This is a genomic window from Haloferax sp. Atlit-6N (assembly GCF_003383195.1).
Classification (GTDB): domain Archaea; phylum Halobacteriota; class Halobacteria; order Halobacteriales; family Haloferacaceae; genus Haloferax; species Haloferax gibbonsii.
This window is the reverse complement of sequence record NZ_QEQJ01000005.1, coordinates 232631-247861: the sequence shown is the minus strand read 5'-3', so window position 1 is coordinate 247861 and position 15231 is coordinate 232631. Positions and strand designations below refer to the sequence as shown.

Below are 15231 nucleotides of genomic sequence, written 5' to 3'. Positions count from 1 at the left end.
TCGCCGCGGGTTGTTGCTCGTCGGCCTCGCGTCGGGCCTCGTCGGCGTACTGCTCGTCGCTTCTCCGGGCGTCGCCCGCGGCGTCTCACTTACAGGGGCCGCCCGAACGGCACCCGTCGCCGTCGTCGGCGTCGCCGCCGCCGCCCTCGCCGCCCGCTCGCTGTTGAACGCTCTCAGCGGGGACGCCGCGAGCGACAGTGGGGGAAAGGCGGCCACCGCAGACGCGTTCCCCTCGCCGGAGCGTCGTCCGCAGTACGACCCGTCGGGGGCGGAGTTCGCCCGGCGAGTGAACGCAATCGAGTGGACCGACCGGCGCGACGCGGAGCCGGCGAACCGCCGGGAGCTCCGCGACGACCTCCGGGGCGCGGCGACGAGCGTGCTCTCTCGGGGTGACGGGCCGAGCCCGAGTGAGGTCGAAACGCGGCTCCGCGACGGGAGTTGGACGGACGACCCGCTCGCATCGGCGTTCTTCGCCGGCGACCTCGTCCCGTCGCTGTCGCCCTCGGGATACGCCCGCGCGCTGGTCCGCGGCGAGCCGCCGTTCGCTCGTCGGGCGCGTCGCGCCGCTGCCGCGCTGTCGAAGCGGTCCGGCGCGGGCGACGTGACACCGGCCCCGTCGGCCGACGTTCGGGCGGCGTTCGGGGACGAACCCGCCGTGCGGACGAGCCGATATCTCCCGGACGGCGAAGAGAGCCTCGAACGCGAGTCGGCGACTGACCGGGTCCACGGCGTGACCGCCGCAGCGCTCGCAGTCGGCGGGCTCGGAATCGTCACGCTGCGACCGGGACTGCTCCTCCTCGCGCTGTTCGGAATCACCGTCTCGGGGTACGCCCGCGCGGTTCCGACCCCATCGCAGGCGGTGGCGGTCGAAAGAGCGGTCAGCGACGCCGAACCCGCGGTCGGCGACGAGGTCGAGGTGACCCTCTCGGTTCGGAACGTCGGCGACGCGACGCTCGCGGACCTCCGACTCGTCGACGGGGTTCCGCCGGGGCTCGCCGTGGTCGACGGGTCGCCGAAGTTCGCGACCGCGCTCCGACCGGGGAAGCGTGCGAGCGTCACGTACACGGTCGAAGCCGTCCGCGGCGACCACGCGTTCGACCCTGCGCTCGTCGTCACGCGCGACGCCCTCGGGGTACGCAAGCGGGAAACGCTCGTCGACACCGAGACGACGGTTTCGTGCCGCCCGCCGGCAAAACCGCTTTCCGGTCGCGCCCCCGCGAGAACGACGACGCGAGCGGGTCGGTCGCGGTCGGACGCCCCGGGGCCGGGCGTCGAGTTCCACTCCGTCAGAGAGTATCGACCGGGTGACCCCCCATCGCGAATCGACTGGAGACGGAAGGCCAAGACGGGGGAGTTCTCGACGGTGGCGTTTCACGAACACCGACGCCAGCGAGTGCTCGTCGTCGTCGACGCGCGGACCGAGGCCTACGTCGCATGGGGTGGCGGGGGCGATGGCGACGGCGACGGCGACGGCAACGGTGAGCCGGTCGTCCAGCAGGGCGTCGCCGCCGCTGACGCCCTCGCCTCTCGCTTCCGCTCCGCGGGCGTGCCGGTCGGTCTCGCGGCGCTCTCACCGCGGTCCTGTCGGCTCCCGCCCGGCCGCGGAGGCGACCACCACCGCCGGCTTCGGGAGGCGCTGGTGGCCAACCCCGCGTTCGGATGGGAGCCTCCGGACGGCGAGGTGGACGCGTCCGCGGCAGTTCACGAGATTCACCGGCGAGTTCGGGCGGACACGCGGGTCGTCTTCGTCTCGCCGCTCTCCGACGACGCGAGCGTGACCGCCGCGCGGCGGTTCGACGCGCACGGGCACCCCGTTTCGGTTCTCAGTCCGGACCCGACGGCTCGGACGCACGCTCGCGGCTACGAGTCCGGATACGCGTCGCTCGCGAGGGAGCGACGGCTGCGGCGGCTTCGAGCGGCCGGTATCCCCGCGAGCGATTGGGACCCGACCGAACCGCTACGGGAGGTGACGCGCGGTGGTCAAAGCCGTGCCACGACGTCCAGATAGCGCCCCGCCGCTCCGGAGCAGCGGCGGTGCGCTCGCGGCCGCGACCGGTGCGGCCGTCATTACCGCGGTCTCGGTCCCCGCGCTCGCGATGGGCGCGCTGGGAGTGCTCTCGCTCGCTGGTGCACTCACGTTCGGCGTCGAGTCGGCCTACGCGCCGGGCATCGCGCTCCTCGCGGGGTCAGTCGTGCTCGCCGGCGTCTTGGGTCTGACACCGCCGTTCCTGCTCGCGGCCGCGTTCCTCGTACTCCTCGCGTGGGACGTGGGGAAACACGGGTTCAGCATCGCGCGCGAGGTCGGGCGGGAGCCCTCGACGTTCCGAATCGAGGCCGTCCACGGGCTGAGCAGCACCCTCGTGTATGCGGCCGGGGCGACGCTCGGCTACGGAATATACGCCGGCGTCACCGGCGGACGGTCGGTCGTCGCGCTCCTCGCGCTTCTCGTCGGGTCGGTGGCGCTCCTGTTCGCGTTGCAGGCACGGAAGTGAGATGTGGGACCCAAGCGCCCGCCCGCGACGACCCGAAAGCGACACGTCCGCCGAACGCGAACTCCCGGAACATGACGCGGGACGGGCGCGCCGAGGAGTTGGAGCCGGCGAAGCGGCGCATCATGGAGGCGACGTACAGGGCGCTACAGAGACACGGCTACGGCAACCTGACGATGCAGGACATCGCCGACGAGTTCGAGAACAGCAAGGCACTCCTGTACTACCACTACGACGGGAAAGACGAGCTACTGGTCGACTTCCTCGACTACGTCCTCGCGGAGTTCCTGGACGGCCTCCCCCGAGGGGACCGCACGCCCAGAGAGGAACTCGAAACGGTAGTCGAGACGCTCCTCCCGGAGACGCTCTCCGAGGAGGCCTACCGGCTCCAACTGTCCATGTTCGAACTGCGGATGAACGCTCGGCACGACGAGGACTACCGCGAGGAGTATCGCCACATCGACGACGAACTCACGGAGCTGCTGCGGGATATCCTCGTCCGCGGAATCGAGGCCGGCGAGTTCGAGGCAATCGACCCCGAGGCCGAGGCCGAGCTGTTTCTCTCGATTCTGACCGGGACGCGCGCCCGCCGGCTGACGGTGTTCGAGCCCGACGAGTCCATCGAGTCGCTCCGGGCGGCTATCGAGTCGCACATCGACCGCATCTCGGCGTAGTCGCCGCCGAGGCGTGCGGCCACCGAGCCGGCCGCGCCGGCCGCGGGGCGACCCGACCTCCCCAACGGTTCCGCCGGGACGTGAACCCTTATTCGCCCGGCGTCCGTCGGTTCCGACCATGACACCGCGACCGTCGACCTTCTCAATCGTCGCCCGCGACCCGGAACAGGACGCCGTCGGCGTGGCCGTCCAGTCGAAGTTCGTGAGCGTCGGTTCCGTCGTCCCGTTCGTCAGCGCGGACGCCGGCGCAATCGCCACCCAGAGCTTCGCGAACGTCGCTTACGGTCCCGACGGATTGGACCTCCTGCGCGAGGGGCATTCGGCCGAGGAGGTCGTCGCCGAACTGACCGACGCCGACGGCGAGGCCCCGAGCAGGCAGGTCGGCGTCGTGGGGGCGGACGGGAGCATCGCGGCCTTCACCGGCGACGAGTGCTTCGACGTGGCCGGCGACATCCAAGGAGAGCACTACACCGTCCAGGGGAACATCCTCGAAAACGAGGCGACGCTCGAAGCGATGGCCGAGGCGTTCGAGACGACCGACGGCGGCCTCCCCGAGCGCCTGCTCGCGGCGCTCCACGCCGGCAACGACGCCGGCGGCGACAAGCGCGGCGAACAGTCGGCGGCGATGTACATCGCCAAGCCCGAGGGGGGCTACGACGGCGGCAACGACCGCTGGGTCGACGTTCGCGTCGACGACCACGACCACCCGATAGACGAGCTCGAACGCGTGTTCAAGCTGTACGACATCACGCTCTTGGAGCGCGAAGCGCCCGAGGAGTCCCGGTCGCTATCCGGCGAGACGGCCGAATCGGTGCTCGAAACGTTAGCCGACCTCGGCTTCTACGACGGGACGCCGAGCGGCGAGTTCGACGACGAGGCCGTCGCGGCGCTCGAATCCTTCCGGGGCATGAACAACTTCGAGAACCACTCGCTTTCCGTCCTCGAAGACGCCATCGCCCGCGGCTGGGACGACGTCGACGGTGCGGAAGCGGCGGAACAGGGCAGTTCTGCGAATGGGGACGACGAGACGAGCGAACTCGACGGAGAAGCGCGGCTCATCGAGGCGATTTGGCAGGGCCTCAGCAGGCTCGACAGGAAGTAATCGGAGAAAAGCAGTCTCGTCGTTCGTAGTGTTCTTTCGTTCGCCGAAGCGCGCCGGGTGCGGTAGAGTTGGTGGGTCACCGCGGCGCACCGACACGGCCGCGAGGGGGAAGGATATCCCGCTCAGCCGAGGAGGTACTTGAGCGCGGGGCGCTGGCGGACGAACTCCATCTTCTCGATGATAGCGTCGAGGCCGAGGATGCGGCCCGCCGCGAGGGTCCCGACGATGGCGAACATCATCAGCCCGAACAGGTCACCGTTGACCACGCCGTGGGCCCAGTCGGCGTTCCCGAGGTAGAAGAACACCATCAGGACGCCGCCGAAGAAGGCGGCGAGCCGGACGAGTGCACCCACGATGAGTCCGAGGCCGATGAGCGTCTCACCGACGGGAATCATGAAGTTCGTGAACTCGAGGAGCCACGGGGTCGCGGCGGCCCACGCGAAGAAGCCCTGCAGCGGCGAGGCGGCGGGGGCGTTCGCGAGGTAGCCCGCGGCGCTGAAGCCGCCGAGCTTCGTCACACCGGCGTGGAAGAACCAGTAACCGGTGATGAGGCGGGTCAGCACGAGCACGTAGCCCGTGACGCCCTGCGAGTAGTCGAAGTCCATCCTGTTCCCCAGCATCTCGATTTGTGAGTTAGCGGCCATTGTCTTTCACCTAACAAGTGAACGAACGACCCCCCATAGCATATAAAGAGAGCGTGATTTCCGAATCTAAGGAATCGAGAACGACCGAAAATCGGGGTGTACGACGCGATACCGTGCGATTCGGTCGCTCGGTGAGAGGTCGAAGCTCAGTCGAGGACCGGGTCGAGCACAGCGGGGCGCGAGGCCGACACGGGGGCCGTCCTCTCGGCGAGAGCTCCATCGAGGTGGTTCCCGTCCTCGGCGACGAGAATCGTGTACGTCATTCGTCGAGGGCTCCCGAATCAGTCGCCGTCGATCGCTCCGACGGCGTCACGAACTCGAACCGCGCACCACCCTCGGCCGACTCGGCGAGCGAGACGGACCAGCCGTGGGCGTCGGCGATGTCGCGGACGATGGCGAGGCCGTAGCCGGTGCCCCGCGGCGTCGTGGTGTAGCCGTGGTCGAAAACGCGTTCGCGTATCTCCTCGGGAATGCCGACGCCGTTGTCGGCGACGTAGAACCCCGTCCGGTCGTCGAGCGCGCCGACGCGGACGGCGAGCGGGTCGTCGGGGGGACGGGCGTGTTCGACGGAATTCCGAAACAGGTTCTCGAAGAGCCTGAGCAGGCGGCCGTCGTCGCCCTCGACGACGAACAGTTCCCCGCGGACGAGCGTCGCGTCGCCGGTGTCGACGAAGCGCCACGCGTGGTCGACGACGCGGGCGAGGTCGACGGATTTGGCGTCGACCACGGGCGTCCGCTGGCGAGCGAGGTCGAGCACCTCCTCGACCAGTTCGGACATCCGCTCGACCGCGTTGGCGGCGCGTTCGAGGTGCGCCCGCTCGCCCGACTCAATCCCGAGGTCGAGGTAGCCGGTGGCGACCGCGAGCGGGTTTCGGAGGTCGTGGGCGACGATAGAGACGAAATCGTCGAGTCGCTCGTTGGCCGCGGCGAGGTCCGCCTCGCGGTTGCGGAGTTCCTGTTCGCGGACGGTTCCCGAGAGCGCGGTGGCGACCGTCGAGCCGAAGAGTTCGAACAGGTCAACGTCCACGTCGAGGAACGCGTCGGCGTCGGTCGCGACGACGAGGAGACCGTGGCTCCCGAGCGGGACGCGGAGGACAGACGCCGCGTCCGACTCGGGGGGAAGGAGCCGGTCATCCACGGCCGCGGAGTCGACTCGGGTGACCGCGTCCGACTCGGGGCCGCCCGGGACGGTCTCGATTCGAACCGTCGACTCGAACCCGTCGCCTGTCGAGGCGGCCGGCGACAGTCCCCCGCCGTCGTCGGCGAGCCAGATGGCTGCCTCGGCCTCGGGGACGAGTTCGGGGACGGCCTCGACCGCCAGCGCCGCGACCTCCTCGACGCTCTCGGTGAGAATGAGGTCCCTCGTGACCGCCTGTAGCGACCGGAGACCGTCCTCCAACCGCGCGCGGTCGGTGACGTCGATGGCGACGCCGAGGAGCTTCGACACCTCGCCGTCGTCGTCGAAGACAGGGCGGTACCACACGTCGTAGACCGCGCCGTGGTACTCGACTCGGGTGTCGACCGCCTCGCCAGACAGCCCGCTGGCGATGGCGTCGGTGGCCGCGGGCGTGTCGTCGTACAGTTCGAAGGCGGACCGGCCGACCACCTCGCCGGGGTCGCGGCCGAGCGACTCCAGACCGGCCCCTTCGGACATGGTGAACACGCCCTCTGAGTCGAACGCCGAGAGGATGATCGGCAGGTTCTGCAACACGGTTTCGAGGCGCTGGTTGGTCGATTCGAGGGCGTGGAGGTAGCGCTTCCGCGTCGTCACGTCGCGGAAGTAGACCGACAGGCCCGACGGCGAGGGATACGCCCGGACCTCGAACCAGCCGTCGTAGACCTCGGAGAAGGTCTCGAACGTCACCGGCTCTTGGGTCCGCATCGCCTCGTGGTAGTTGTCGAACAGTTCGGTGTCGACGACCGACGGGTACAGGTCCCAGATGCGCTCGCCGAGTTCGGGCTCGCGAACCTCGCTGAAGATGGTCTTCGCGCGGTCGTTGAAGTAGACGAAGCGCCAGTCGGTGTCGAGGGCGAAGAAGGCGTCCGTCATGCGTTCGAGGAGTTCGCCGCGCTGGTTGGTGGCGACCTCGCGGTCGGTCACGTCCCGCGGGATGCCGACGACGCCGATGGCCTTCTCGCCGTCGACGGCCGGAGAGAGCTGGAGCTCGAACAGCCGCGGGTCGCCCTCGGCGTCGACGAACCGAACGTCGAGGCGTTCGGTGACGCCCTCCGAGAGAACCCGCGAGACGGCGTCGCGGTACCGCTCGTACTCGCCCGCGGGGAACAGGCCGGCGTCGACGAGCGATTCGAACTGCTCGCCGCGGAGCGTCTCGGAGGCGCGCCCGGTTATCTCCTCGATTCTGGGGTTCACGTACTCGACGCGACGTCGGTCGTCGAGGACGAACGCGCCGTCTTCCATCGCCTCGACGATGACGCGGTGACTCCGAGTGCCGGGGCGGGAGTCGTCGGTGTCCGGGTCCACGAGCGACCGAACCGACGCGACGAGTGCCGCGTGGGAGTCGTCGGCGTCGTCGCGGATCAGGTAGTCGTCGACGCCGAGCGAGACGGCGCGAGCGGCGAACGCCTCGTCGCCCGCGGCGGCGTAGACGACGACCGGAAACTCGGCGCGGGAGCCGTCGCGGGAGACGAGCGCGTCCAGTTCGAGTCCGTCGGGGAGGTCGGCGGCGGCGACGAGACAGGAGACGGTGCGGTCGTCGAGCGCCGACCGCACGGCGTCGACGCTCTCGGCGCGCGTGACCGGGCGCTCGAAGGCGTCCCGAAGCGCCGAGACGACCGCATCGGAGGCAGCGCCGTCGGCCGCGACGTAGAGAATCGCGCCGGCGGAGGTGCCTCCTGAACTCGGAGAAAACATGTTAGATACGAGATACTCGGTGAGCCAATAATATCTTGCGGGCGAAGCGGCCGACTCACCGGGAGACGAGCGTCGAAACGGTCGGGGGAGCCGCCGAGTCAGGGGTCGCCGGGGCGTCGGGTCGCCACCTACCCCTGTCCGACCATCCGCTCTTCGTCGTCCCACTCGCGCTTGCGGAGTTCGTACTTCTGAATCTTACCGGTCGCCGTCTTGGGAATCTCCTCGACGAACTCGAACTCGCGGATGGCCTTGTAGCCGGCGAGGCGGTCGCGGGTGTACTCGCTCAGTTCCTCGGCGGTGACGCCGGGATTCTCTACGTCGCCGTTCGCGGGGACGACGAACGCCTTCGGCGTCTCGCCCCACTTCTCGGACGGCGCGGGGATGACTGCCACGTCGCCGACGGCGTCGTGGTCGAACAGCGTGTCCTCCAGTTCGACCGAGGAGATGTTCTCGCCGCCGGAGATGATGATGTCCTTCTTGCGGTCCTGAATCGCTATCATGCCGTCCTCGTTGACGACCGCGAGGTCGCCGGTGTGATACCAGCCTTCGAGGCGGTCGTTGAAGGCGTCGTGGGTCTCGTCGGGCTTGTTCCAGTACTTCTCCATCACCTGATTGCCGCGGACGACCACCTCGCCGATGGTGGCGTCGTCGCGCGGGACCCGTTCGCCGTCCTCGTCGACGACGCGCAGGTCGGTCCCGAGCGGGGCGACGCCCTGCCGCTGTTTGAGCGAGAACCGAAGCCCCCCCTCGTCGGGGATGAGTCGGTTCGCGTCCGAGGTGGCGATGAGCGGGCCGGTCTCGGTCGCGCCGTAGAGCTGGGTGAACTCCCAGCCGAACTCGGATTCGGTGTGGCGAATCGTCGCGCTCGGCGCGGCGCTGCCGGCGGCGGTCACGCGAACCGGGTTGTCGCCGGCGTACGCGGGGTCGTGTTCCTCGGCGTACTCCCGCAGAATCGACAGCACCGTCGGCGCACAACAGAAAAAGGACACGTCCTCGGTGGCGATGGCGTCGAACACCTGCTCGGCGTCGACCCCGCGGGTGCAGACGTGTTTCGCGCCGCGGCCGGTGACGGCGTAGATGTGCCCCCAGCCGTTGACGTGGAACATCGGGAGCGTCCAGAGGTAGACGTCGTCGTCGGCGATGTGGTGGTGAATCGTCACCAGTTGGGCGTGGAGCGACTCGGTGCGGTGGGTGCGGCAGACGCCCTTCGGGTCGCCGGTCGTCCCCGAGGTGTAGTTGATGGTGATGAGTTCGTCCTCGGACATCTCGGGGCGCTCGTAGTCGTCGGCGTCGGCCTCGTCGAGGAACGCCTCGAAGTCGAGCCAGTCGCCGTCGACGGCGGCGGGGTCGTTCGTCACGAACACCTCGGCGGGCACGTCGTCGCGGACGGCCTCGATTTTCCCCGCGTACTGGTAGTCGGCGTAGACCACGCTCGCGCCGGAGTCCGAAAGCAGGTACTCGTAGTCCTCGGTCGTGAGCCGGTAGTTCAGCGGGACGTGGAGCGCGCCGCACTGCATCGCGCCGAAGGCCGCTTCGAGGTGGCAGTGCGTGTTGGGGTCGAGCACCGCGACCCGGTCGCCCTTCTCGACGCCGCGGGATTGGAGCGCCGCCGAAAACCTGTCCACCCGCTCGCCGAACTCCGCGTAGGTGAAGCGCTCCCCGTCGACGCCGACGACAGCCTCGTAATCGCCGTAGTACGTCCGGGCCCGGTCGAGGAAGTCCGTCACGAGTAACTGTTTCTTCATTCATGATAGACCGAGCGGGCGAGCGAACTAAACGCACCACTTCCGGCAACATTTCACAGAATCGACGTGACCACCACAGTATGGCGGGGAACGTCGTCGGGGCGTTCGAAGACGCCGTCGGTCGCGGTATGGGGCCGCCCTCCCGCGCCCGAAACGAACACCTTTGAACCGCGCGGCCCTGACTCCCGGCAGATGACGACGCCGACCCTCCTCGTCGCGGGGACCGCGAGCCACGTGGGCAAGAGCACCGTCGCGGCCGGGCTCTGTCGCCTGTTCGCCGACCGCGGCCTCTCTGTCGCGCCGTTCAAGGCGCAGAACATGAGCAACAACGCCCGCGCGGTCGCGACCGCCGACGGCGACGGCTTCGGCGAAATCGGCGTCTCGCAGTACGTGCAGGCCCGCGCCGCTCGGGTCGCGCCGACGACCGACCACAATCCGGTCCTGCTCAAGCCCCACGGCGACGGCACGTCGCAACTGGTCGTCCACGGCCGGGCGGTCGGCCTCAACTCCGCGGGCGACTACTACGCCACCCACTGGGAGGACGCCCGCAACGCGGCGGTCGAATCGCACCGTCGGCTGGCGGCCGAGGCGGACGTGGTCGTCGCCGAGGGGGCCGGCTCCATCGCCGAGATAAACCTCCACGACCGCGACTTGGCGAACATCGAGACCGCCCGCTTCGCCGACGCCGACATCCTCATCGCGGCCGACATCGAGCGCGGCGGGGTCTTCGCCAGCCTGCTCGGGACGCTCGAACTTCTGCCCGAAGACGTGCGCGAGCGGGTCGTCGGCGCGGTCATCACGAAGTTCCGCGGCGACCTGAGCCTCCTCGAACCGGGGCTCGACGAAATCGAGGAGCGGACCGGCGTGCCCGTCCTCGGCGTGCTTCCCTACGACGACCCCGGTCTCCCGGAAGAAGACAGCCTCGCGCTCCCCGCGGAAGGCGAGCGCGCCACCGTCGGCGACGACGACGGCGTCGCGGCCGAGCGCGCCGTCACAATCGGCGTGCCGCGACTCCCGCGCATCTCGAACGCCACGGACTTCGGCCCGCTGGCCGAGACGCCGGGCGTCCGGGTCGCCTACCTCCCGCTCGACGCGACGCTCGACGGCATCGACGGGGTGGTCCTCCCCGGCAGCAAGAACACGGTCGACGACCTGCTCGCGCTCCGCGACGCCGGCTTCGGCGACGAACTCGCCGCCTTCGACGGCCCGGTCGTCGGCATCTGCGGCGGCTACCAACTGCTCGGCGAGACCATCGAGAACGCCGACGTCGAGGGCACGGCGGCCGACGAGACGGTCGAAGGGTTCGGCCTGCTGCCGATAGTCACGCGCTTTTCCCGCGACAAGCGGGTCGAACCCGTCTCCGTCGAGTTCGACGGCGCGGGACCCTTGGCCGGCGCGACGGGAGCTATCGACGGCTACGAGATACACATGGGCGACAGCCGAATCGTCGGCGACGCGACCCCGGTTTCGGGCGACGGCGCGGCGCTCGGACGGGTCGCGGGGACGTACATTCACGACCTGTTCGCCAACGACTCGCCGCGGAACGCGTTCGTGGACGCCGTGTACGAGTCCGCCGGGCGCGACCGTCCGGCGACGGGAGCGGCGGGCGCGACAGGGGGAAAACGAGCGGAGACAGCGGGAACGCCCGAGGCCGACGCGGACGCCGGCGCGTCGGGCGACCCCTACGACCGCGCCGCCGCGCTCGTCGCCGACAACCTCGACGTGGCGGCGCTCTGCGACGCGCTCGGACTGGAGTAGCGGAGTGACCAAACCGCGACCCGTCGCGGCGGGGGCGGTAACACGACCGTAACCACCTGACACCGCCGTCAGCGAGCGTTTAACACCCGTTAGCCGCTACACTCGGGCGTCGGAGTACCCACCGGCTCCACCACCACACTCACACATGTCTCAACAGAAATCTGACTACGCAGACGACGCCGATATCGACGCCGAACTCGACCAGCTCCCCGACGACGAGGTCGTCGAAGCGACCGTCGAGAACCTCGAAGCGAGCGGGTTCGACGTCGTCGTCGTCGACACGGCCGACGAGGCGCTCGAAACCCTGCAGTCGCACATCCCCGCGGGCGTCTCCGTGATGAACGGCCACTCGACCACTCTCGAAGAGATCGGGTTCGACGACTACCTGAGCGAGGGCGACCACGAGTGGGAGAGCCTGCCGGACCAGATTTGGAGCATCGACGACGACGCGGAGCGACAGGCCGCCCGCCGCGACTCCCAGACCGCCGACTACTTCCTCGGCGGCATCAACGCCATCGCCCAGACGGGCGAACTCGTCGCCGCGGACCTCTCGGGCAGTCGCATCGGCGCGTACCCCTTCGCCGCCAGCAACGTCGTCATCGTCAGCGGCGTCAACAAAATCGTGCCGACGCTCGACGACGCGCTCGACCGCCTCGAATCCGTCGCGTACCCCCTCGAAAACGAGCGCGCGAAGGAGGCCTACGGCGTCGAGTCGATGATTGCGAAGCAGCTCATCTTCCGGCAGGAAGTCGAAGAGGGCCGCACCACCGTCGTCCTCATCCGCGAGCAACTGGGCTACTAAGTCCGACTCGCCTCCCCCCTCGACGCGTTCCCACGCTCCTCCGGGGAGCTTCTGCGCCCGGACAATCCATCACCACCACCACCTCACCGGGCATCCCACCACCGTTCTCCCGGTTCCCCGTTTTGCGCGTCCCACGCCCCGAGTCGCGACTGTCGCCGACGAAACGACGGTTCGAACCGAGCAGTTCTCGGGAGTGTCACGGACCGCGATATATCGAACCGGAGAAATGTTCTTACGACTGGAGCCGAATCGTCGGATATGCCCGAATCCGCGTACCTGCTCGATTCGTTCGACGAAGAGGACTGCACCTACTGCGACGGCGACCTCGTGACTGGGAGCTACAAAGACAACGACGCCATCGTCTGCGACGACTGCGGGACGCCGGCCGTCCAGCTCTGGTAGGCGGACGAGCCACCGTGGAGGCGAGCGGGCCGAGCGGGTCGAACGAGCCACCCGCCAGCGCCGGGTGGCGAGAGAAACGGCCGGGGAAAACCGGCCGGCTCAGTTACCGGTGACGATGTCGGCGACGCGCTGCCTGTCGAATAGCCGCTCTTCTTCGGGAATCTCGGGGTACGCACCGCCGGTGTACTCCGGCCACGCGCCGAAGCGGCCGGGATAGAGCTGTTTCGCGGTCATCTCCAACTGGAACAAGTTCATAATCGGCCCCTGTACCGGCGTGCCCGAGGGGAAGACGCGGTCGTTCCGGACCGCGCTGAGTTCGCTCCCGACGGGGTGGTCTTCGAGGGTCTCGCGAGTCGACGCCACGTCGTAGTACGAGTCGATACCGTAGCTGTGGAGCAACACGTCGGGGTCGATTTCCAGCATCGTCTCGAAGTCGTAGGAGGTCTCGAACGTCACGTCGCCGGCCGCGAAGGCGTCGGTGACGCCGAGCGGACGGATGTGCGAGGTGGCGAAGCCGGGAACGTTGATTTTCGAGGGGTAGAACGTCTCGTCCATGTAGATGACGACGCCGACCGTCGGGCGCTCCGACTCGGGCGGGAGGTCCGATTGAATCGTGTCGAGGAGGTCGCTGTGGACCGACTCGAGCGCCGCGTAGCGGTCTTCCTCTCGGAACACCTGCCCGACGTTCTCCACGATTTCCCAGAGCGTGTAGTACTGATAGTCGGCGGCGTACGGCTCGGGCGGTTGGGCGTGCGTGCGGCTGTAGGCGTTGCCGAACCACGGGCCGACCTGCTCGCGAATCTCCTCGACGTCCGACTGGTCCCAGCCGTCGAAGCTGGCCACGAGCGCCGGGTCGACGAGGTGGAGGTCGGAGTCCAGTTCGTAGACGAGTTCCTTGTCGATGTTGACGCTCCCGGACCCGGAGTTGAGTTGCGCGAGCTCGCTCCGGTCGAACGAGACGCCGTCGAGGCGCTCGTAGTAGGCGTCGAGCGTCCGGCCGCCGGCGTCGCTGTCGAAGCCGAGAGAGTTCACCGCGTCGCCGTGGCCGAAGGCGACCGCCGCGTCGGCGTAAACGAGGTTGTACACCATCACGTCCGCCGGAACCGACTCGAACGTCACGTCGCCCGCCGGAGACATCGACACCGTGTAGCCGGCCTGTTCGGCCTCGGTCTCTGGCTCGGGAGACGCTTCGGTCGTGGCCTCCGTCGCCGCGGCCGTCTCGGTCGCGTCCGTCGCTGATTCCGCGTCGTTCTGCCCGGCACAGCCGGCCAGCAAGCCGCCCGCGAGAAGCGCACCGCCGCCCTTGAGGTACGCTCGGCGCGTGCGCGCCGCCCGGTCGACGAGGTCTTGGTCCATGGTTTTAGCCACTCCCAAACGGATAAATCCGTTTCGGAATTTCGGCCGGCCTAAATCGGTACGCCTATATGTATTAGGCGGGCCTAAAAGTACGATGGCAGACAGCGACGGACCAACGCGCAGGAAGTTCTTGACCTACGGCGGTTCGGTCGCCGCCGGCGGACTGCTCGCCGGCTGTACCGGTTCGTCCGAGTCGGACGCGACCACGACCGGCGTGACCGCGACGGAGACCGCCGCGACCGAATCGACGGCGACCGAGTCGACCGCGGAATCGACGGCCGAGGCGGACTCGTACACGGTGTCGATGGCCCCGATGGGCGAGGTGACGTTCGAATCGGTCCCCGAGAGCATCTTCACGCGGCTGACCCACCACGCGGGGATGGCGTTCGCCCTCGGCCACGGCGACGCCGTCAACTCGATGCACGCCCCGGACTACTACGACGCGCTGTGGAACCAGTTCACGCCGCGGCTCCCCGGCGTCGGACTCGACTGGACCGGCCTGTACTCGTCGTGGGAGCCGTCGAAAGAGCGGCTCTACGAACTCGACAGCGACGTGCACCTCGCGGACCCCGCCAGCGTCTCGGCGCTCGGCAGTTGGAGCCAAGACGACCTCGACGAAATCGAGGAGAACGTCAGTCCGTGGTTCGGCAACAGCTTCAGCGCGCGGCATCAAGCGCCGCCGACCGAGTGGACCGACGCCTACGAGTACTACGGCCTCTGGGAGATATTCGCCAAGGTCGCGCAGGTGCTCCAAGAAGAGGCGAAGTACGAGGCGCTCACTACGGTCCGCGAGGAACTGCTCGCGGGGATTGCGGCGGACCTCCCCACGGAAGAGGACCGCCCGACCGCCGTGCTCCTCGGCCCGAGCGACCTGGAGTCCATCTACGCCTACAACCTGAGCACGCCGGGCTTCCTGACCGCCCACACCCGCCCGCTGAGGCCGGTCAGCGCGTTCGGCGACGACGTTGAATCCGGCTCGACCGTCGACTTCGAGACGCTCCTCGAAGCCGACCCCGACGTGATTCTCACGCTCGGCGGGATGCACCCGAACACGAGCATGCCCGACATCCGGACGGGCTTCCAGGACGACCCCGTCGGAGCCGAGATTTCGGCCGTGAAGAACGACCGCATCTACGCGCAGGGCGGCCGCTACCAGGGACCGATACTCAATCTGTTCCAGTTGGAGATGACCGCGAAACAGCTCTACCCCGACCAGTTCGGCGCGTGGCCCCAGTACAGCGAGGGGCCGTACCCCGAGATTCCCGAGGAGGAACAGCTGTTCGACCGGCAGCGCGTCGCCGACATCGTCAACGGGAACCTCTGAGTCGGCAACCGCGGCGAGCGCCGGGCGTGTCACCGGCGACGCGATGGCCGTTTTTTGCAGTCG

At 68.7% G+C, this 15231-nt stretch carries 12 protein-coding genes; 8 read left to right on the top strand and 4 right to left on the bottom strand.

The features are described 5' to 3' along the window. The first annotated feature begins 13 nt into the window (after nt 1-13). From DEQ92_RS17175 to DEQ92_RS17160, 4 genes are all read left to right on the top strand, one after another. On the top strand, nt 14-2008 hold the full coding sequence (locus DEQ92_RS17175; RefSeq protein ID WP_082220728.1) for a DUF58 domain-containing protein: 1995 nt from the start codon (nt 14-16) through the stop codon (nt 2006-2008). Nucleotides 2009-2066: 58 nt separating this feature from the next. Further along, entirely contained in the window at nt 2067-2492 is a 426-nt protein-coding gene (locus DEQ92_RS17170) for a hypothetical protein (protein WP_049905317.1), read from the top strand. 71 nt (nt 2493-2563) lie between these two features. Next, nucleotides 2564-3163: a TetR/AcrR family transcriptional regulator gene (locus DEQ92_RS17165; protein WP_115805748.1), complete on the top strand. Its 600-nt coding sequence runs from the start codon at nt 2564-2566 to the stop codon at nt 3161-3163. Nucleotides 3164-3281: 118 nt separating this feature from the next. Next, nucleotides 3282-4265: a DUF1028 domain-containing protein gene (locus DEQ92_RS17160; RefSeq protein WP_115805749.1), complete on the top strand. Its 984-nt coding sequence runs from the start codon at nt 3282-3284 to the stop codon at nt 4263-4265. 122 nt (nt 4266-4387) lie between these two features. On the opposite strand, the gene DEQ92_RS17155 is transcribed toward DEQ92_RS17160, so the two are convergent. The 3 genes from DEQ92_RS17155 to DEQ92_RS17145 all read right to left on the bottom strand — a co-directional run bounded on the left by DEQ92_RS17155 (nt 4388) and on the right by DEQ92_RS17145 (nt 9526). Continuing rightward, nucleotides 4388-4870 carry a DoxX family protein gene (locus DEQ92_RS17155; RefSeq protein ID WP_004978247.1) on the bottom strand — a complete coding sequence of 161 codons (483 nt, stop codon included), beginning with the start codon at nt 4868-4870 and terminating at the stop codon, nt 4388-4390. A gap of 298 nt (nt 4871-5168) precedes the next feature. Next, on the bottom strand, nt 5169-7781 hold the full coding sequence (locus DEQ92_RS17150; protein WP_115821164.1) for a PAS domain-containing protein: 2613 nt from the start codon (nt 7779-7781) through the stop codon (nt 5169-5171). A 128-nt stretch (nt 7782-7909) separates the two neighbouring features. After that, nucleotides 7910-9526 carry a long-chain-fatty-acid--CoA ligase gene (locus DEQ92_RS17145; protein WP_004978241.1) on the bottom strand — a complete coding sequence of 539 codons (1617 nt, stop codon included), beginning with the start codon at nt 9524-9526 and terminating at the stop codon, nt 7910-7912. 192 nt (nt 9527-9718) lie between these two features. Between DEQ92_RS17145 and DEQ92_RS17140 the strand changes: the two genes are divergently transcribed. From DEQ92_RS17140 to DEQ92_RS23950, 3 genes are all read left to right on the top strand, one after another. After that, the gene (locus tag DEQ92_RS17140; RefSeq protein WP_115821163.1) at nt 9719-11284 is read left to right on the top strand and encodes a cobyric acid synthase; all 1566 of its coding nucleotides are present in this window, start codon (nt 9719-9721) and stop codon (nt 11282-11284) included. Nucleotides 11285-11429: 145 nt separating this feature from the next. Next, nucleotides 11430-12086 carry a lactate utilization protein gene (locus tag DEQ92_RS17135; protein ID WP_004978235.1) on the top strand — a complete coding sequence of 219 codons (657 nt, stop codon included), beginning with the start codon at nt 11430-11432 and terminating at the stop codon, nt 12084-12086. A 258-nt stretch (nt 12087-12344) separates the two neighbouring features. Beyond that, the gene (locus DEQ92_RS23950; protein WP_007276288.1) at nt 12345-12488 is read left to right on the top strand and encodes an HVO_A0556 family zinc finger protein; all 144 of its coding nucleotides are present in this window, start codon (nt 12345-12347) and stop codon (nt 12486-12488) included. Nucleotides 12489-12587: 99 nt separating this feature from the next. Here DEQ92_RS23950 and DEQ92_RS17130 read toward each other — a convergent pair whose 3' ends face one another. Beyond that, nucleotides 12588-13844, bottom strand: coding sequence for an ABC transporter substrate-binding protein (locus DEQ92_RS17130; RefSeq protein WP_115821162.1), 1257 nt, complete (start codon nt 13842-13844; stop codon nt 12588-12590). A 94-nt stretch (nt 13845-13938) separates the two neighbouring features. Here DEQ92_RS17130 and DEQ92_RS17125 point away from each other — a divergent pair, with 94 nt between their 5' ends. Beyond that, nucleotides 13939-15168 carry an ABC transporter substrate-binding protein gene (locus tag DEQ92_RS17125; RefSeq protein ID WP_115821161.1) on the top strand — a complete coding sequence of 410 codons (1230 nt, stop codon included), beginning with the start codon at nt 13939-13941 and terminating at the stop codon, nt 15166-15168. The last annotated feature ends 63 nt before the right edge of the window (nt 15169-15231 follow it).